At 42.1% G+C, this 19,936-nt stretch carries 11 protein-coding genes and 1 tRNA gene; 9 read left to right on the top strand and 3 right to left on the bottom strand.

Translation table 11 applies throughout. The features are described 5' to 3' along the window. Positions 1–667: 667 nt before the first annotated feature. The 4 genes from ACVBIU_RS01555 (at position 668) to ACVBIU_RS01570 (ending at position 9,696) form a co-directional block, all read left to right on the top strand. A complete protein-coding gene (locus ACVBIU_RS01555) occupies positions 668–1,132 on the top strand; it encodes a rhodanese-like domain-containing protein (protein WP_447159284.1) in 465 nt (154 codons plus the stop codon). 444 nt (positions 1,133–1,576) lie between these two features. Beyond that, positions 1,577–4,039, top strand: coding sequence for a peptidase U32 family protein (locus ACVBIU_RS01560; RefSeq protein WP_447162746.1), 2,463 nt, complete (start codon positions 1,577–1,579; stop codon positions 4,037–4,039). Positions 4,040–4,259: 220 nt separating this feature from the next. Continuing rightward, positions 4,260–6,899 carry a molybdopterin-dependent oxidoreductase gene (locus ACVBIU_RS01565; RefSeq protein ID WP_447162745.1) on the top strand — a complete coding sequence of 880 codons (2,640 nt, stop codon included), beginning with the start codon at positions 4,260–4,262 and terminating at the stop codon, positions 6,897–6,899. Positions 6,900–7,314: 415 nt separating this feature from the next. Next, positions 7,315–9,696, top strand: a complete 2,382-nt coding sequence (locus tag ACVBIU_RS01570; RefSeq protein WP_447162744.1) for an AAA family ATPase — start codon at positions 7,315–7,317, stop codon at positions 9,694–9,696. A gap of 148 nt (positions 9,697–9,844) precedes the next feature. On the opposite strand, the gene ACVBIU_RS01575 is transcribed toward ACVBIU_RS01570, so the two are convergent. Beyond that, on the bottom strand, positions 9,845–10,765 hold the full coding sequence (locus tag ACVBIU_RS01575) for a manganese-dependent inorganic pyrophosphatase (RefSeq protein ID WP_447159288.1): 921 nt from the start codon (positions 10,763–10,765) through the stop codon (positions 9,845–9,847). 336 nt (positions 10,766–11,101) lie between these two features. Here ACVBIU_RS01575 and ACVBIU_RS01580 point away from each other — a divergent pair, with 336 nt between their 5' ends. The 3 genes from ACVBIU_RS01580 to ACVBIU_RS01590 all read left to right on the top strand — a co-directional run bounded on the left by ACVBIU_RS01580 (position 11,102) and on the right by ACVBIU_RS01590 (position 16,310). Next, on the top strand, positions 11,102–11,437 hold the full coding sequence (locus ACVBIU_RS01580; protein ID WP_447159289.1) for a PBPRA1643 family SWIM/SEC-C metal-binding motif protein: 336 nt from the start codon (positions 11,102–11,104) through the stop codon (positions 11,435–11,437). A gap of 490 nt (positions 11,438–11,927) precedes the next feature. Next, positions 11,928–13,121 carry an efflux RND transporter periplasmic adaptor subunit gene (locus tag ACVBIU_RS01585; RefSeq protein WP_447162743.1) on the top strand — a complete coding sequence of 398 codons (1,194 nt, stop codon included), beginning with the start codon at positions 11,928–11,930 and terminating at the stop codon, positions 13,119–13,121. 3 nt (positions 13,122–13,124) lie between these two features. Continuing rightward, a complete protein-coding gene (locus tag ACVBIU_RS01590) occupies positions 13,125–16,310 on the top strand; it encodes an efflux RND transporter permease subunit (protein WP_447162742.1) in 3,186 nt (1,061 codons plus the stop codon). Positions 16,311–16,614: 304 nt separating this feature from the next. On the opposite strand, the gene ACVBIU_RS01595 is transcribed toward ACVBIU_RS01590, so the two are convergent. Beyond that, positions 16,615–16,705 (bottom strand) — tRNA-Ser (locus ACVBIU_RS01595). A 90-nt stretch (positions 16,706–16,795) separates the two neighbouring features. After that, positions 16,796–18,028, bottom strand: a complete 1,233-nt coding sequence (punC, locus tag ACVBIU_RS01600; protein ID WP_447162741.1) for a purine nucleoside transporter PunC — start codon at positions 18,026–18,028, stop codon at positions 16,796–16,798. Positions 18,029–18,158: 130 nt separating this feature from the next. On the opposite strand from punC, the gene punR reads away from it, so the two are divergent. Together punR and ACVBIU_RS01610 are read left to right on the top strand one after the other, a co-directional pair. Beyond that, on the top strand, positions 18,159–19,061 hold the full coding sequence (punR, locus tag ACVBIU_RS01605; RefSeq protein WP_447159296.1) for a DNA-binding transcriptional activator PunR: 903 nt from the start codon (positions 18,159–18,161) through the stop codon (positions 19,059–19,061). Between the two features lie 178 nt (positions 19,062–19,239). Further along, positions 19,240–19,893, top strand: a complete 654-nt coding sequence (locus ACVBIU_RS01610; protein ID WP_447159364.1) for a Bax inhibitor-1/YccA family protein — start codon at positions 19,240–19,242, stop codon at positions 19,891–19,893. The last annotated feature ends 43 nt before the right edge of the window (positions 19,894–19,936 follow it).

The raw sequence follows: 19,936 nt of genomic DNA on the forward strand, positions 1-19,936 counted from the left end.
TGATTATTAAATTCCTACAGAGTTTAAATCTAGCTAGGTTTGAATTGGTCCATTGAGTTTTTATTAAACAAATCCATTTTATAAGCACGTTAAGCTTGCTCAGTGAAAGAGCTCTATGAAATATCTCTTGAATGAATTGAGTAAAAAAACTATGCACATAATCAAGTTTAACTATTCTACTCATAAGACTATTTAGCGCGCTTAAACATCAAGCATGTTGATCTCTTTTCCCCCACATGCTTAACAAAAGCTGAGATTTATAAATAAAACATTGTAAATCAACTGTGCCGTCAATCTAGCCTGGCTATAATGCGCCGCATGCGGTAGTGACCATATCACTATGAATTTATTGACTTATATCATTGTTGTGAACCGATGAGATCTAAATGGTGCGTCGTTAACGCCTTTTGATTTTCATTGAGATCTTATCTGCAACTTTAATGTGATTTAGTGCAAAAACTTTAGCCGCCCTGTCTATCTATAATCAGTTTGCTTCACTGTGAACTGAAGCACTGCAGCTAAGCCAAGTTCATTGGGCTGAATACGGTTTCAAATAAAGACTGTTTTTAATAAATACCAAATAAAAAAGATACTATTTTAACAAAACAATAATAATGTGAGGACAAGCATATAGCTAACGCTCACAATAAAACTGGAGATAAGGTGTATGAACAAAGTGGTAAATATGACGTTATTATGTGCGCTACTAGGCCTTAGTGTACAAGCTAACGCATATGACGCTAAATTGGCGAATAGCTTTAATGACCAATTTAGCCATGCAACAGGTAAAAGCGTGGGTAAAGATATTGGATTGATTAGTGCTGAAGTCTTTGTTAAACAGTTACAAAATAACACTGGCGTTACTGCTATCGATATCCGTACCATCGAGGAGCGTCAAGTGTTCGGTCTTGCGATGAAAGATCAGCTAAATATTAGTTTAGATGAACTGTTTATCCCTGAAAATTTAGATAAAATCCCAACAGATAAGCCAGTCGTTATTGTGTGTAAATCGGGGGCGCGCGCTATGGCGGCAGGTACTGCCCTACGTCAATTAGGCTTTGATAATGTCAAAGTATTAAAAGGTGGCTATAGCAAGTTGTCTAGCTATGTCGGCCCAAATATCGCTAAGTAAATTTTCTAACGAAAAAAGCTCTTGTGGGTAAGGCTGGAAATCAGCACAGAATCTGTTATCCCCTCCTCCTTACCCTATTAGAGCCCACCTTAACTTCCACTCTGCTTTCATCTGCATGTTAAATCTTGTTTGAACTGCTTGCTAACCGAATAAGAAAGCACTCTCTATTTGCAGGCCCCTTAATCTTAGTCCCTTATCAGTGTCCATTAATCAGTGACCCCCTTTTCGGCTCACTTTTAATCTGTCCCTATAATCAGGGCCTTCATGATCAGTGGCGATAGGGCCAACAATGGATCAATATCATAATTTAGTAAAATAAGATTGCCTGTCCTAGATCTCAGCTGTACCACACCTTACAATTCACAAAGCAACACCAAACTGCACCATAACCAAGCAGTTCCCCATGAATTCTTTATCAGGAATTCAGCCATCAATAGGAATACCATGAGAAAACTTGAATTACTCGCGCCAGGTGGCGACATCGAGTCAATTAAAGCGGCTATCGTTGCCGGTGCTGACGCGGTGTACTGCGGTCTTAATAGCTTTAATGCCCGTACCCGCGCCGAGAATTTAAGTTTTGAAGATCTGTACGGTCTGCTGCGTATTGCCCACCAGCATAATTGCCAACTGTTTCTAACGCTTAATATCATTGTGTTAGAACAAGAACTGCCTGCATTACTAAAACTGCTAAATCAATTGGTTAATACCGCTATAGATGGCGTGATCGTGCAGGACCTTGGCTTATTTTACCTATTGAAACAGCACTATCCGACGTTAGACATTCATGCATCGACTCAGGTAACGACCCACAATACGGGGCAAATCGAGTTTTTGTCACGTTTAGGCGCATCAAGAGCAAACTTATCGAGAGAGCTTAATCTGACCGAAATTAAACAGCTGTCAGACAAAGCTCATGCTCTTGATATGCTCACGGAAGTCTTTGTGCATGGCTCAAATTGCATTGGCTTTTCTGGTCTGTGTTACTTTAGCTCGGCCCATGGCGGTAATTCTGGCAATCGTGGCCGTTGCAGTCAACCTTGTCGCGATCAGTATCAAACCACTGATACTGGTGCACAATATCCACTAAACCTGAAAGATAACTCAGCATTTTCAGATCTTGATGCGCTTTACGCTGCTGGCGCTGACTCGTTGAAAGTGGAAGGTAGAATTAAGAAGTCTCATTACGTGTATCGGGTGATTGATACATGGCGTAAACAGATCACAAGACTTGAGCTGCGCAGCGCTATCTCGACCGACAAATCCCCGCTATATACCGTGTTCAATCGTGACTTTTCTAATGGTTACTTACACGGCGCAGTGGGTACAAATATGTACATAGATAACCCACGCGATAACGCGGTGCAGCATTTTACTCAATTAGAAAGCCTTAGATTGCTTACCGAGAAAAGCTCTGCTGCCTCGGTGAATGTGAAAAAGGCGCTCTATGATGAAAAAACAGAAATTATTGCTACTCTTGGCGACAAAATAGCGCGACTTAGTTTAGCCAAGCCGCTTATTTCGCTAAAATTTTATGGTCAGGAAGGCCAAGCATTAGGGATAACACTCTGTGTTCGGCCTGCCAACATGCTAGACGTTGATGCTGAGCAATCTGAGGCGATACGTGAATTTAGTCTTTTATCTGACGCTGCGCTTGTTACATCTGATAAATACGGGCTAAAAGAGGAATTACTAAAACGTTTCACAAGTCTTGGTAACATTGAGTATGCCTTAGACTCTATTTGTTTCGATGATTTAGCCGCAGACTTGTTTGTGCCGTTTAAGCAGTTAACCACTATGAGGCAGCAGATAGTGACATGGTTAAATAGCGGCCGAGAGCATGTTGAGCCAGTATCTTTGCAGCAGGTTCGCCAGCAAATAAATAGTGATCTATGCATCAACAGCGTTAACGCAGCAACTAATACAACGAACACCATCGCTCAGGCACAGGTTTCACATAACGAGAACCTCACTCAGTTATCAATACTAATAGCCAATAGACGGGATCTTGCTCTGTATCGTCAATTAAAGCAGCAGATCGAACTTAAAGGGCTCCAGGTTTATTATTTAGTTCCAGATGCGATAAACGCAGAGCGCGAGAAACTCGCCCTACTGTTTTCTCAAGAACCTGAGCTTATTCCTTGGTTTGGCGCTGTTATTATGCAAACAGATTTTAATGCCGCTAAACAATTACTCGAAGAGATAAAACCTAAGTTGATCGTGACTAACAATAGTGGCGTTGGCGTTGTGGCCACAGACTTAGGTATAAATTGGGTTGCGGGCCCTTACCTTAATACCAGTAATTCGATAAGTATGTACAGCTTGCAGCAACAAGGATGCAGCGGCGCGTTTGTGTCTAATGAACTAAATAAAATACAGATAAAAGCGATTAAAGCGCCTAAAGGCTTTAAGGTGCATTACAGTCTTTTTCACCCGATAATGTTAATGACTAGCCGTCAATGCTTGTTTTTACAGTCCAGTGGTTGTGACAAAGCAGTGATGGATGATGAGTGCTTAACGGTTTGTAAGAAAACCAGTTCACTGACTAATGTAAAGGGGGTTGATTTTGTGATAGACAAGAAGCGCCGTGAGCATAATGCCTTGTATGGCAGTCAACACTTCTTTAATCCACAGATCTTGACTGAGCTATCAGGTTACTTTGATAGCGTTATGCTGGATTTACGCGCGATTGTAACTAATAGCCAATTACAGCAAAATCAGTTTGATACTGTAATCAAGTTAACTCAGTTTCTATCATCGCAAGCACTATCAAGCCCAGGGTTATCAAACCAAAAGTTATCAAGCTCGAAGTTATCAACAAAAGAGGTATCAAGTCCAAATTTATCAAGCACTGAGTTTACAAACCTTGTTAGCAATACTACCAACGTTCAATACTTAAAAGGTCTGTAAGGCAACCTGAATAAGCTCTTAGCAGTTGGAGTTAGGAGCTTAAAGATAACGTCATCTCACTTAAGGATTTTTTCACAAAGCGCTATCGTTATTGATGTAGGGCAAAGACATGAATAGTTACGTGATATTTAATCCTAGCTAGCTTGTCAAAATAGCGGTTATGTACCATAACCAATAGCATGTTCCTCTACAATCTTCCATAAGTGAGAGCCTGACTGATATGACATTCTCTAGACGCACCTTCCTTAAATCTGCACTCGCAAGCACCGTTGCAGCGCAAGGGCTTACCTTGTTTCCTGCAGGCAAAGTATTTGCAGATGACACTCAATCGATCCCCCATGCCAGCCATTATGGCCCCTTCAATGCTATCGTCAAAGAAGGCGTTCTGATCGGCGTACAGCCATTGAAAGACATAGATCCTTTCCCGACCAAGATGCTATTAGAAGGGATCTTAAGCCGAACTTACAGCGACACTAGGGTTAAATACCCGATGGTGCGTAAATCCTATTTTGAAAATCCATTAGGCGATCATAAACCACACCTTAGAGGCAAAGAGCCTTTTATCCGTGTGGACTGGAACACCGCTATGGCCATGGTCAGTACTGCGATTGCCAATACGATAGCCAAGCATGGTAACCAAGCGATTTTTAGTTCTTCTTATGGCGGTTGGTCCCATGCTGGTTTAATGAGGCCACAAACATTACAAGGCCGGTTTTTTAACTTAATTGGTGGCCAAAGTGCTTGTAGCGGAGATTACAGCGCGGGGGCGTCTGAAGTAATATTGCCTCATGTAATAGGCGATATGGAGGTTTATTCCCCTCAAACAGCATGGCAAGTTATCGAAGATAATACAGAACTGATGTTATTGGTTGGCTGTGACCCATATAAAACAAATCGGATTGAGTTTAGGGTTGCTGATCATGCTATGCATAAACACTGGCAAGCCTTTGCTGAAAAAGGGATTGAGTTTATTTCGATAAACCCGCAACAAACCCAAACAGATAAAGCCATGGGTAGCGAGATGATCAATATTCGCCCCAATACAGATGTCGCACTGTTTACCGCTATGTCGTTCCATATTTACCAATCCGATTTGTATGATAAGGCTTATCTAGACAAATATACGGTCGGCTTTGACCGGTACCTTAACTATCTCAAAGGGGTTGATGACAATACACCTAAAACCCCTGAATGGGCGGAGGAAATTACAGGAGTCAGTGCTAAACAAATTCGTAAACTAGCAGAACAGGTGGTAAAAAAGCGCACGCAGATCTGTGCCGGTTGGTCACTGCAGCGAGCGCAACATGGAGAGATGATCCACTGGGCGATTATTAACTTTGCGGCTATGGCAGGTAAAATAGGTAAACCGGGTGAAGGCGCAGGCTTCAGCTGGCATTATGGTAACGGTGGGATGCCACAGTCAGGCAAAAAAATGCCTGCGGGTCTATCGCAAGGGCGTAACCCTATAACTGCACGTTGCCCTGTGGTACTTATTTCTGACATGCTGAATAATCCTGGGAGCAACTACACTCGTAATGGTCAAACCCTGAAATTCCCTAACGCCAAGCTTATCTATAATGCAGGGAATAATTTGCTGTCCCACCAGCAAAATACCAATGAACTCATTCAAGCACTTAACAACAACGTGGAAACCATCATTAATCAAGATCCATGGTGGTGTGCCTCCTCACTGTATGCCGATATTGTACTCCCCAGCACGACAACGCTCGAACGCAATGATATTAGCTCTGGTGGAACCTATTCTAACAATAAGATCTATGCCATGAAACAGGTCATCAAGCCTGTAGGCGAAAGTTGGAATGACTATGAGATCTTTTCGGCATTGGCAAAAATATTTAATGTCCAGCAACAATTCACAGAAAATAAGACCTTTATGCAGCACCTTAAAGATGCATACGCGGCATCTGATGCGAGCGAAAGCTTTGACAGTTTCTGGCTTAAAGGTGTAACCCATCTCAGTACCCCAAAAACCGCCAATGACTGGGTTAGACACCGCGATTTTTACCTTGATCCGGCTAAACATCCATTACATACCCCTTCAGGTAAAATTGAGCTTTATTGTGAGCAGATAGAGTCTTATCACTTACCCGACTGCCCGCCCATGCCTGAATGGATCCCTCCTGCCGAGTGGCTAGGAAATGCCAAACCTGATCAAGTCCATGTATTGAGCCCACATCCATGGATGCGCCTTCATTCCCAAATGGCAAATGCTGACGTTAATCGTTATGAGTCTGTTGATGGCCGTCAATTTGCGTTAATTAATAAAGATGATGCGGCGCACCGTGGCATTAAAGATGGGGATTTGATTGAAGTATACAATGAACGCGGTGCGTTATTAGCGGGAGCAAAAATAGCTGACAATGTGATGCCCGGCGTTATTTATATCCATGAAGGAGCCTGGCTGCAACTGGATAAAAAAGGTCGCTGTAATTCAGGTTCGATTAACATGCTAACCTCTGCTCGGCCATCAAGTGGACTCAGTCAAGGAACGAGTGCGAATACCTGTTTGGCAGCCTTTAAAAAGTGTTTAGATCCCGAATCCCCGAATAAGGCTTACCAGGCTCCCAAAATTGAAACACTTAAGCAGCCCTTCGACATTAAAAGCTTGGGACTTGCAGCGGCTCTAAAATCAATAAAATCTGTGAAACAGCAAGTTCAGAGTAAAGGTGAAAAAATCTTCTACCATGCATGTACCATGTGTCATGCGGCGCCAAACCCTGCCGATCATAGCTATAAACAGTGGCAAGGTATCACTCGTAGTATGTTCCCAAGAGCAGGATTAAACCCTGATGAACAGGCTGAAGTGCTAAAGTTTTTACAACAGCATGCTAAACAATAAAACGGTTTAAGTTTATGCTTATGTTTAAGTGCCTGAACGGATAGTCTGATGTGATGCACGTAGAGCCCTCTTATAAATTGAGGGCTTTTTCTTTTTGTCGTAAAATTTTCTTTCTTGTCGTAAAAAGTGTCATTAATTGTCTCTTAAGCTCATCATAATCCTCGTCATAAACCACTTAACAAACTAAGTCATAAAAGATAAGTACGTTTATGCCCTATAGCGACAAAGTCTTTGAAATAGTCACCTTTTTTAAAAGTATTTCGCTGAAAAAAGTCATCGCAACACCGTTATGGTTATAAAATCGGCAGTCAAGACTGTTTTTCGCTCAATATTTGGCCTAAAGGTAAATAATTGCAGAAATATGCGATTTAACTGTATAGAGTAAAAATATTGACCGTCATTAAGAGGACGTATTATGCCAATAAAACCTCTCAGCAGTACCAAGCTTTATCGCGTATCGGCGCTTAACAAGCTCTCTTCAGACTGCAAGTCGACAAAACACCTCGAACCATTAGACCAAATTGTGGGTCAAGCCCGCGCTCAACAAGCGGTAGAGTTTGCGCTTTCTATGAAAGAGAAAGGCTACAATATTTATGCGCTTGGTCGCAATGGCCTAGGAAAACGCACCATGGTGCTGCGCCATCTAAACCGTCAAGCACCCAATAGTAACGGCCGCACCTTATACGATTGGTGTTATGTGGTAAATTTTGACGATACTCGTAGCCCCAAGGTGCTTAAGTTACCTGCAGGTATGGGCTTATGCTTTAAAAAAGATATTGAAAAGCTCATGTCAAAACTGCTAAAGGCATTGCCTTTAGCATTTGATAATGAGATGTACTATAGCCGCGCTGACAAATTAAAGAATCAGCTTGCAGCCAAACAGGAAGAAGCCTTGCTCTTGCTGACAGAAGAGGCGAAGAGTCATTCTGTAGGACTCTCGATTTCCCCTCAAGGTAATTATGAGTTGGTAGCATTAAACGGTGACGAGCCCCACACCGAAGAAAGCTACTTGGCGTTATCGGCCAAAGAGCAAGATGTGATGCAAGATGCGATTTCTGCACTTGAAGCACAGCTGCGTGGCATCGTAAGACAAATAACCATTTGGGAAGAGGAGTATTCTGAGAAGCAGCAAAAACATGATGAACAAGTTGCTGAAGAAGTCCTAACCCACAGCCTTACTGCGTTAAAAGAGCAATATAAAGACCAAGCGAATGTAAAAGCCTATATTAAGGCGATGCATAAAGACATCATTGATAATCTGGATATCTTCCTAGAAGAAAGTGAAGAGCAAGCTGCCCTCGCCTATGCCTCAATGAGCAAGAAAATGCCAAGGCGTTATCAGATCAATGTACTGGTGTCGCAAGCGTCACAATTGCAGCCGATTATTGTTGAGGAAACCCCCAACTATCACACCATTTTTGGCTACGTAGAAAATGCGACCTATAAAGGTACCGTTTTCACTGACTTTTCATTGATCCGCCCAGGTAGCTTGCATAAGGCGAATGGCGGCGTGCTTATGATTGATGCGGTTAAAGTACTTGAGCACCCTTATGTATGGGACGGACTTAAGCGTGCGCTGCGTTCTCGCAAATTGAGTTTGACCTCACTGGAACGCGAAGTCACCTTATCTGGCACGATATCTCTGGATCCTGAAGCGATCCCCTTAGATGTTAAGATCATTTTGTTTGGGGATTTTGCGACATATAAACTATTACAACAGTATGACGCCGAGTTTACTGAGTTGTTTAGGGTTACAGCTGATTTTGAAGATAGAATGCCACGTAGCGATGATTCTGAGGCCCATTACGCCCAGTTCATCTCGAGCATAGTACACAGCAATAAAATGCTGCACTGTGATAAAAAAGCGATTGGACGTGTAATCGAATTCAGTTCTCGCCAAGCCGATGATCAAAATATGTTATCACTGCACTCCGTCGATATTGCCAATCTATTACGAGAAGCAAATTATTGCGCGCGTTCAGTTAACTCAAACATGATTAGAGTCAACCATGTAGAGCAAGCGTTAGCGAATAAAGAAAAACGGATCTGCCGCGCAAAAGATGACTTTATGCAAAGCTTTGTTAATGGCACTACCCTAATTGATACTCAAGGAGAAACCGTTGGCCAAGTGAATGGCTTATCGGTGATGTCGACTTCCGATTACCAATTTGGAGCCCCTAGCCGGATCACCGCGACGACCGCTTTTGGTGAGGGTCGAGTGTTCGATATCGAGCGCAAAGTAGAGTTAAGTGGCAGCATTCACTCTAAAGGCGTAATGATTTTATCCGCATATATCGCATCGATTTTAGGCAAGACAGATAAAATTCCGTTGTCGACACACCTTACCTTTGAACAGTCCTATGGCGGTGTAGATGGTGACAGTGCTACCATGGCAGAGTTGTGTGCCATGCTATCTTCTTTTTCAGGGGTTGCGCTACGTCAGGATATTGCGATAACAGGTTCGATGAATCAGTTTGGTGAATCTCAGCCGATTGGTGGCGTTAACGAGAAAATTGAAGGCTTCTTTGACGTGTGTAAAATCAAAGGCCGTAAAGATACGCAAGGCGTCATTATTCCCAAGTCAAATATCCATAACTTAATGTTACGCCGAGACATAGTTGACGCGGTGGAAAAAGGAAAATTCCACATTTGGGCAATCAGTCATGTAGAGCAAGCAGTAGAACTACTGACAGGGACTAAACTCGGTAAAATAAATACCAAAGGTGAATATACCAAGGGCAGCATTTTAGGCTTATCCCAATTAAGGCTAGATAAGTTACGTGAAAAAGTTACGTGAAAATGACACTAAAAAGTAATGGCTAATTCATCCGCATTTTATGAAATGTGTAGCTAACAAAAAGGCCGAACTCAATGTTCGGCCTTTTTTGTCAACCTATTTTAGGACTGACAGCATTTTAAGACTAGACAGAACTTGCTAGTAGAGACTAGGCAAACACATCTTGCAATGGAGGCACGATTTGCTTCTTACGGCTTAATACCCCATCTAACCATACTTTACTGTTTTGTGACTCACAGTTATAAGCCGATTCGATTTTTGCTAAATCGTCACTGACAATAAGCATCTCAGAACCTTCTCTCATGATGTCGGTCAGTAATAATAGAACGCTGTGACGATTACCTTCTGCTTTTAGTGCCGCAATATCAGCTTCAAGTTCAGCTTTAATCTCGTCAAATACAGCAAGGTCAATCACTTCAAGCTGACCGATCCCCACTAGGTTACCGTTCATGTTGAAATCTTTAAAGTCACGCATAACAAGATCACGAGCAGGCGTGCCTTCTACAGCAGATTTCACTTTAAACATTTCCATGCCTAATGCTTTAACATCTTCAATACCAGCGATTTCAGCTAATGCTTCAACACACTTAATGTCAGCGGTTGTACAAGTTGGTGACTTGAAGATAACCGTGTCACTTAAGATGGCACAAAGCATAATGCCTGCGATCTCTTTTGAGATCTCAACGTTGTAGAAGTCATACATCATCTTAATGATGGTGTTACTACAACCTACAGGGCGGATCCAGCACTCTAAAGGTGTTGAAGTCGTTAAGTCACCCAACTTATGGTGATCAACAATACCAACAATCGTCGCTTGCTCGATATCATCTGGTGCTTGAGTTAGCTCAGAATGGTCAACGATATACACTTCTTCGCCAGCGTAGCTGGTTTTAAATTCTGGTGCTTCGAAACCGAATTTTTCTAAAATGAAAGCTGTTTCAGGTGATAACTCACCTAAACGAGTGGCAACTGATGCTTCACCAATTTGGTTTCTTAGGTGCGCAAGTGCAATAGCACCACAAATTGAATCTGAATCTGGGATTTTGTGGCCCACAACATAAACTGGCATATATAAAGCTCTCCTTTAATTTGCCGCGATTTTAACAAAGTTTTTCACGATGCGGAAATACCAAAAGGTCGCAGATGCAAATCAATTGGTCAAAAATCACGATTTAAGCCGTTTTAACGCGTAATCAGCCGAAATAGCAAGCCATTGACGCCTACTTATTTAGACCAATCCTATAACGTGCAGTTCTCAAATGAGTTAAGAACGATACTGAAAACCGTGAATATGGCGCATTTTTAGATAAAATTGCCGTCTAGATTAGACTTCGATACCACTGAGTCCATTTTTATAGTATAAGCTTGCGTAAATTTATCTTTATCAAAATTGAGCGCCATAGCTATGTCAGACAAATTCTTCTTTAAAGGGCGTAAAACCCCAAAGCCTAAGCACGAAAGCTATGGTTACAACACTAAACGTGAAGTTAAAATCGGTACTGAAGTAAACCCTTTAGTACTTATGGTTCAAAATGCTGAGCGTGAAGCTGAAATCACCCAGTTACTCAGCGATAATGAGCTGGTGGGCTTAATTACGGTTGATGCAACCCAGGATGAAAACGTCGTTCAACTGATGGGGCTGCTCAATAAGCCACAGACAACTCGTTTTGAAAAAGTACCTAATCGTAACGACGCTTGTGTTTGTGGAAGCGGCAAGAAATATAAGAAATGTTGCGGTTAACATCGTAAAATTCAAAGCAGTGCATGTCGCACTGCTTTTTTGTATGTAATGCCCTTTCAAATCCCCTCATGCCCTTCTTTCTACCCAGCGCAGATAATCAATCTAGCTTCTATTCAGTTTCTAAATCCAAATGGTTTGAGTTATAAACAGTTTTTTTACATTTTTGCCAATTCAAAAATAAAGCGTTTTTATCGATTCTGGATCAACAATAGCCAATTACATCCCACCAGCCAAAAAATCTTCCATTTAAATACAAAGACTTGCACTAAAGCCAAATGCGATATCAATAAACTAAACGCCTATGTGTAATTCATAGCGTATTCATAAATGTTAATTTTAGTTACACACGTTTACACAATCATACTGTTACATTTCGCCAGTTCCATTAACATGTAGTCAAAATTCTAAATAGATTACTCATCTTTATTTTTTAAACACCAATAAAGATGGGGCATTGAGTGCAAAATTGCTTCAACAAGAGGACGTGTTTGTGGCTACTAAAAAACAGATCATTTTACCAATGGTTGTCATTGCCGTTGGCGTGGCAGGGTTTATTGGCATCTCGGCATTAAAAAAGCCCCCTGAAGAAAAGGAAGAGCTTGATACCACTCCCCTAGTATCAATTCAGTCAGTTGAAATCAACCCGATGAGTTTTGCTGTTACTTCATATGGAGTGGTGAATGCCAAGTACGAAACAGAATTGGTCTCACAAGTGAATGGTGAAATTGTTTACCTATCAGAGAAATTTGTCCGCGGTGGCTTTGTCAAAAAAGGCGATGTTCTCGCAAAAATCGACCCAAGTGATTATGAAGCTGCGCTTATTGATGCCAAAGCCAGTATGGCGTCAGCAAGAGCTACACTGGTACAAGAAAAAGCATTTGGTAAAGTGGCAGCCGAAGAATGGAAGCGCATTGAAAATGGTGTACCCACTGAGCTGAGTTTGCGTAAGCCACAGCTTGCCCAAGAAGTGGCTAAGTTAAACTCTTCGGAAGCGGGCCTAAAACGGGCTAACCGCAACCTTGAGCGTACCATCATTAAAGCCCCTTACGATGCCTTAATAGAGGCTAGAAATATTGGTTTAGGTTCTTATGTCAGCATGGGGACTCCCCTTGGTAAAGTATTGAGTACAGCGCATGCGGAAGTGCGCTTACCGATTGCCGACAAAGAGCTGCAGTTTTTAGATAGCAAAGGTAAAGGTGCTGAAGTTATGTTAACTGGTGAGTTTGCCGGACAAACAACACAGTGGCCTGCGACAATAGTGAGAAGCGAGGGCGTAATTGATAGCCGTAGCCGTATGACCTATTTAGTTGCTGAAGTGACAGATCCTTATGGGCTTAACTCGAACAACAATGAACTGCGTTACGGCACCTATGTGACGGCCAATATTGATGGTAGCCATGCAGGTCAAGTCGCTGAAGTACCACGTCATTTGGTTATCAATAATCAAATTGCAATACTCGATGATGAAGGCAAACTTAGATATAAAGACATTACTATTTTGCGTCAAATAGGCGCTAAAGTTATTGTATCTGCGGGATTAGAAGCAGGTATGAATGTCATCACCTCAGCCCTTGATTACCCGATTGAAGGCATGCAGCTCGCCTTACCAGAAGATAAAGCCTTATCTGAGGATGAACCTACCGCTCCACAAGCTACCCAGATAGCGATGGAAGATGAGGAATAATTCATGATCGATACCAATAAAGGCATTATCGCTTGGTTTGCGCGTAACAGTGTAGCTGCTAACTTATTGATGATTATCATTATCATAGGCGGCTTACTTACCGCTAACACGATTCGTAAGCAGTTCTTCCCAGCCGTTGAGATCAATTGGTTAGAATTCAACGCGGTCTACCCCGGCGCAGCACCACAAGAGGTAGAAGAAGGGATCACCATTAAGATTGAGGAAGCACTGGAAAGTGTGCAGGGCCTTAAGCGAGTGATCACCTATTCTAACCGTAATGTCTCTTCAGGCTATTTCCGTGTAGAAGACTCTTATGATCCACAGGTGGTACTGGAGGAGGTAAAATCAGAAATTGATTCGATCTCAAGTTTCCCCGATGGCATGGAGCGCCCCAAAGTTGAGCGTATAAAACTTCGCCAAGAAGTGATGTATATGAGCCTCTATGGTGATTTATCCCAACGACAACTAAAAGACTTGGGTGAAAAAATTCACGATGAGCTTTTACAATTACCACTGGTTAATATCACGGATTTCTATGGCGGACTTGGCTATGAGATTGCCATTGAAGTCAGTAAAGATAGATTACGAGAGTTTGGTTTAAGTTTTAATGATGTCGCCGAAGCGGTTCGTGGTTATTCGCGTAACATGTCAGCTGGACAGATAAGGGCCGAGAACGGTTATATTAACTTACGCGTTCAAAATCAGGCCTATGTCGGCTATGAGTTTGAAAGCTTGCCGTTAATCACCCTTGAAGATGGTACCACTTTGCTGTTAGGCGATGTGGCAAACGTAATCGACGGTTTTGAAGAAGGTATTCAATACTCTAAATTTAACGGTAAAAACTCAGTTACTTTCTTTATTGGCGCCGCTAACGATCAGAGCTTAACCGATGTTGCTGACGTCGTTAAGGCTTACATTAGCGATAAACAGAAAGTGTTGCCTCAAGGGGTTAAATTAGAGCCTTGGGTCGATATGACCTATTACCTTGAAGGTCGCTTAAACCTCATGCTCGACAGCATGAAAAGTGGTGCCATATTAGTCTTTATATTACTAGCACTATTTTTACGAGTGAGACTGGCATTTTGGGTGATGATGGGTTTACCTGTTTGTTTCTTAGGCACCTTACTCTTTATGCCTATGGGTATGATTGATGTCACGATTAATGTCATCAGCCTATTCGCTTTCATTTTAGTGCTCGGTATTGTCGTCGATGATGCCATCGTCATGGGCGAAAGTGCTCACGCCGAATGCGAAGAAAAAGGCCAAAGCTTAGATAACGTTATTCGTGGCGTAAAGCGGGTTGCTATGCCAGCTACCTTTGGTGTGTTAACCACCATTGCAGCATTTTTACCTATTACACTCGACGACGGTCCCTCTTCTGCATTTGGCCAGGCTATTGGCTTTGTGGTGATCTTATGTCTTATCTTTTCGTTAGTAGAATCTAAGCTTATCTTGCCCGCGCATTTGGCACGTATGAAGCAAAAAACTATCGTTAAACCAGGATCAAAGAATCCGATTGACTGGCTACGTATCGTGGTTAACTTTTTACAAGGGAAAGTTGATACCGGCCTTAAAACCCTAATCACTCACTATTACCGCCCTTCTCTTGAAGTTGCTGTTAAGTATCGCTACACAGTCATTATGGTTTTCTTCAGTCTGATCCTAATTTGTGCAGGTCTTTATTCAGGTGGATTAATTCGTTTTATTGGCCAACCTAAGATCCCGCATGACTTTCCTCGGATCACTTTTGAGATGAATATTGATGCGTCTGAAACAGCGACATTATCAGCAGCCTTATCTATTGAAGAAGCATTGAGAAACGTTGATAGCAAGCTTGAGCAACAATATGGGCAAAAGATGATATCAGACATGCAAGTCGAACTTCGTGGCCGCACGTCGGCACAAGTGATGACTAAGCTGGTTGATCCAGAAATTCGTCCAATCGATACCTTTGCGGTGGCAGAGCTATGGCGCCAGAATATGCCATTAATCCCCGGCATGAAGTCTTTTACTATCCAGGATAACCTATTTGGTGGAGGCCGCGATGATGGCGATATTAGCTTCAGACTTGAAGGTAAGGATGATGCGCAGTTAGTCGCAGCAGCAAAAGAGCTCAAAGCAAAATTGAATACCCTTAAAGGTGTGGGTGACGTTAATGACAGCCGTCAGTCCAGCGCTAAAGAGATCCAATTTGAATTAAAGCCTCTTGCTCATAGTTTAGGCTTAACGCTTGCCGATATTGCGCGTCAGGTCGGTAATAGTTTTTATGGCCTTGAAGCTCAGCGGATCTTACGTAATGGCGAAGAGATTAAAGTCATGCTGCGTTATCCTGAAGAGCAGCGTAACTCCATCGCGCAGGTATCAGATGTAAACATAAAAACTCCACAAGGGGCTGAGATCCCATTGTCTGAAGTTGCAGAAATAGTTGTAACGGATGGCGTTAACAGTATTCGCCGTGAAAATGGCAACCGAACAATTAATGTTTGGGGTTCAGTAGATGCAGATCAAGCAGAGCCCTTTAAACTTGCTAAAGATATTCGAGATAACTATTTACCAGAGTTATTAAAGAAGTATCCAAGGGTTAAGAGTGAGGTGTCTGGTAATATCCAGGAGCAACTAGATAGTGCTGATACTCAGTTACGAGACTTCTTAATCTCTATGCTGGTGATTTACAGCCTATTAGCCGTACCGTTAAAGTCATATTCTCAGCCAATCATGATCATGTCGGTGATCCCTTTTGGTGTCATTGGCTCTGTCCTTGGGCATATGCTTTTAGGACTCGATCTCAGTGCCCTTTCAGTATTTGGTATTATTGCGGCAGCAGGTGTTGTGGTGAACGACTCGCTGGTGATGGTTGATTACATCAATAAATCACGGGAATCTGGTATTGCGATGAAACTATCGGTACTCGAAGCGGGTTGTCGCCGTTTTAGAGCCATTTTATTGACCTCTCTCACGACCTTTATCGGTTTAGTGCCCATCATGACTGAAACCAGTATGCAGGCGCAGATGGTGATCCCTATGGCTGTATCATTAGCCTTTGGTGTGCTGTTTGCCACTGTTGTGACATTAGTATTAATCCCGTGCTTGTACGTGACGATTGAGGACATTAAACGATTAATTGGCAGCAAATCTCGTGTGCAAGAACCTGTTGAGCCTGAACTGCCGACCGAACATGCAGTAAGTTAACTTATGAGTTAGGTTATGCGTTAGGTTAAAAATCATCTAGAAAGTCAACAAGGGCTTCCCTCTATCTAATGAGTGGAAGCCCTTTCTTTAAATATGGCGTAGGGATAGCCGGCTTCTAACAATAGCAACCCTAGGGTTCAATATGACCTCAAGAATGCGAAAGGCCTCTGCATTTCTGCTGAGGCCTTATCTAAATGTGGTGCTGGGATAGCTGACTATTAAACAATAGGAATCCTGGGTTCTAATCAGCTTTATAACCGAAACGAGAAAAGGCTTCCATTACTGGAAGCCTTTTCTCTATATGTGGCGGAGGGATAGGGATTTGAACCCTAGATGGGCTATAAACCCATGCCGGTTTTCAAGACCGGTGCATTCGACCACTCTGCCATCCCTCCGAACGCCGCGAATAATATAGCGCTCTGTTAACCTTGTAAAGAGATAATTATCATAAATTATCTCTTTGAACAATTACCAAGCTGTTTAGCTTATTTATCATCCTGATTTATTGCGATGCGAGCAGGATCGGGCATAACAATGTTTTCGCTCACTTCTTGCCAATTATTGTGATTACGTAGCTTGTAGCCAATAAACACAATAAATGAACAGATCATGATGCCCCAACCTATCGCCACTTCACCGCTGGTTGCCCAAATGGCAACAAGACTTGAAGCGCCAAAAGATAAACTTATCTGTAAGAAGTTTTGTAAACCTGCCGCTTTTGCAGCGTTTTCAGGAAACTGCTGTAAGGCGCCATTAACCACGATGGGGTATATCGCACCATTACATGCAGCAAGAACAGAGAACACAGCTAGCAGTGGGAATACTGACAAGCCTGTAATCAAAATAGTCACTACAACGATGGCAAGTGAACATAAGCCAAATACTGATAACAATACTGTTAGCGCTTTTTCGGCACCGACTTTACGAATAAGCGTCTTGCTTGCATAGCCGCCTAAAACGAACATGATAGTTTGTGGAATAAAGCTCAAACCGATCGCTGTAGCATCGAATCCATGCTGCTCCATAACCATAGGCCAAACAGTTAGGTATGAGAAGAATGCACCAGAACAAGCACCAAAAATAACAACATTGCCTAAATATTTGGTGTTCTTAAAAATTTTAAGGTAACTGATCTCTTTCTTTTCATGATTTACCGCTTTGGTTTCACTTGGCACAAACCAAACAGTCAATAAAATCATGGCGACTGACATACACGTCAGAGTAACGAAAATGCTTTCCCAGCCCATTGATTCCAGAATGAATGCACCTAAAATTGGGGCTAATGCTGGCGATAACGCCACAAGCGGCATAATGTTTGAAAAAACACTTTGCGCCTTTGAAGCATCATACTTCTCAATCACAATGGCTTGCCAGATCACACCTGCAGAACAAGCACCCAACGCTTGCATAAATCGTGATATGTTAAATACTAACATTGAGTCACTAACAGATAGTGAAAAGCTCGCAACCGAAAATAATACTAATCCAAAAATGAGTGAGTTACGCTTACCAAAGCGCTCTACTAATGGACCATATAATAATTGACCCAGTGCCAAGCCCGCTAAAAAGAAGGTCAAAGACATCGCGACTTGTGATGGCGAGGTTGCCATTGAGTCTTCAATTGCTTTGAACGCAGGTAAGTACATGTCGGTTGCAATAAAACCTAACATACTTAGTAACGCAAGGTAGGCTAAAAACACATAGTATTTAACATTCATTAGAGGTTTCATAAGTAAAATTTTAAATGGTAATTTAATAATGGCGCGCAGTGTAAACACTTGCTAAACCCCTGTGAAACGTTTATTTTTCACATTAGCCATCAAAAAAAATCACAGCAGGATGTGACCTATGCTTTCAGAACAATCTCTTCAGCTCATTGACATGGTAGCCCGTGTAGGTAGCTTTACCGCTGCAGCCAATAAATTACACAAAGTTCCTTCCGCCGTAAGCTATGCGGTTAAACAAATTGAGGAAGAGTTAGGGGTTGTCTTGTTTATTAGGCACCATAGAAGTGTGAGCTTAACCCCTGCAGGAGAGCACTTTGTTAAACAAGCAAGAAGCTTACTCACCGATTTAGACGTGATGAAAGCCGATACGATTCGGGTCGCAAATGGTTGGCAACCCACCCTATCTATTGCCCTCGACAACATTGTTAGGGCCGACAAAATAAGTAATTTAATCGCCGACTTTTACCGTACATTTGATAATGTCGAGCTGATTATCCGCATCGAAGTGTTTAATGGTGTTTGGGAGTCAATTGCAACGGGACGAAGTGATATTGCAATTGGTGCAACAACAGCTATACCTGTCGGTGGAGACTTCCATTTTAGGGACATGGGAGAAATTGAATGGAATTTTCTTGTTGGCAAAAACCACCCGCTGGCCAATATTGATAGACCGTTAAGTGACGATGAATTAAGGCAATACCCTTCTATATGTCTTGAAGACACTTCACGTGAAATCCCCAAAAGGATGACCTGGTTACTTGAGAATCAAAGACGTCTTGTTGTACCTGATTGGATCCGCGCGATTAATTGTTTTAGAGAGGGTCTTGGTATTGGTTATATGCCCGCGCATTTTGCATTCCCGTTTATCAAAACAGGCGCGCTTATTGAAAAACAACTTGAACGCCCAAAGCTTACCAGCCCTTGTTGTTTAGCCTGGAACGCCACTAATCAATCGCCAGCCATGGCCTGGGTACTTAATTATTTAGGTGATAGTGAAAAATTACATAAGGATTGGCTCGATTAACTAAGCTTAACTTGAGGTCTTTTATGCGCTAAGCGCTTTATACCTTGTTGTGCCTGCTGTATGATTCAATAACTTAACGAGCGATAGGTTCTCATTTTGACTGTGAGGGAACTCCTTGTTTAACTCATGTTCAAATAGATAGCTTTACATTTTGTCTTCGGAGAAAGATATGAAAGATATGACACAACAAACCGCGTATAGCAGTACTACCGTTGAGGTAAATAAACTGCTTAAAAATACGTATATGCTGCTCTCTATGACCTTAGCTTTTTCTGCAGTGTGCGCAGGTTTGGCGATGGCATTAGCAATCAGCCCATTAATGTCTATTGGACTATCACTTGGTAGTTTAGTGCTTTTATTTGTAACACTAAGAAAAGCTGACTCTAGTGCGGGTCTATTCTGGGTGTTTGCTTTTACAGGTATGCAAGGTGCATCGCTAGGTTATATCCTTAATCATTACGCAGGTATGGCCAACGGCCCACAATTGATCATGCAAGCATTGGGATTAACCTCAGTAATCTTCATCACCCTTTCAGGTTATGCTGTTACGACTAAGAAAGATTTCTCTTTCATGCGTGGTTTCCTTATTGCCGGTCTTGTTATCATGGTCGTAGGCCTTCTCGTTAACCTATTCCTAGGTAACGGCATGGTGTTTATGGCGCTTAACGCCGGTATCGCATTATTAATGACAGGCTTCATTCTTTACGATACAAGCAAAATCGTTAACGGTGGCGAAACTAACTACATTCGCGCGACAATCTCTTTGTACTTAGATTTCTTGAACCTTTTCATTGCTCTACTACATTTAATGGGTATTGGCGGCGATGACTAATACCAATTAAATTTAATTGAGTTAAAATGGTCCTATTACAGGG

Source organism: Shewanella sp. 30m-14 (assembly GCF_052977125.1).

Bases quoted from the DNA above. Each gene is read 5' to 3' on its own strand.
- ACVBIU_RS01560 (WP_447162746.1), top strand. From the start codon at position 1,577: ATGAGAAAACTTGAATTACTCGCGCCAGGTGGCGACATCGAGTCAATT.
- punR (WP_447159296.1), top strand. From the start codon at position 18,159: ATGCTTTCAGAACAATCTCTTCAGCTCATTGACATGGTAGCCCGTGTA.
- ACVBIU_RS01575 (WP_447159288.1), bottom strand. From the start codon at position 10,765: ATGCCAGTTTATGTTGTGGGCCACAAAATCCCAGATTCAGATTCAATT.
- ACVBIU_RS01565 (WP_447162745.1), top strand. From the start codon at position 4,260: ATGACATTCTCTAGACGCACCTTCCTTAAATCTGCACTCGCAAGCACC.
- punC (WP_447162741.1), bottom strand. From the start codon at position 18,028: ATGAATGTTAAATACTATGTGTTTTTAGCCTACCTTGCGTTACTAAGT.
- ACVBIU_RS01580 (WP_447159289.1), top strand. From the start codon at position 11,102: ATGTCAGACAAATTCTTCTTTAAAGGGCGTAAAACCCCAAAGCCTAAG.
- ACVBIU_RS01610 (WP_447159364.1), top strand. From the start codon at position 19,240: ATGACACAACAAACCGCGTATAGCAGTACTACCGTTGAGGTAAATAAA.
- ACVBIU_RS01555 (WP_447159284.1), top strand. From the start codon at position 668: ATGAACAAAGTGGTAAATATGACGTTATTATGTGCGCTACTAGGCCTT.
- ACVBIU_RS01570 (WP_447162744.1), top strand. From the start codon at position 7,315: ATGCCAATAAAACCTCTCAGCAGTACCAAGCTTTATCGCGTATCGGCG.
- ACVBIU_RS01590 (WP_447162742.1), top strand. From the start codon at position 13,125: ATGATCGATACCAATAAAGGCATTATCGCTTGGTTTGCGCGTAACAGT.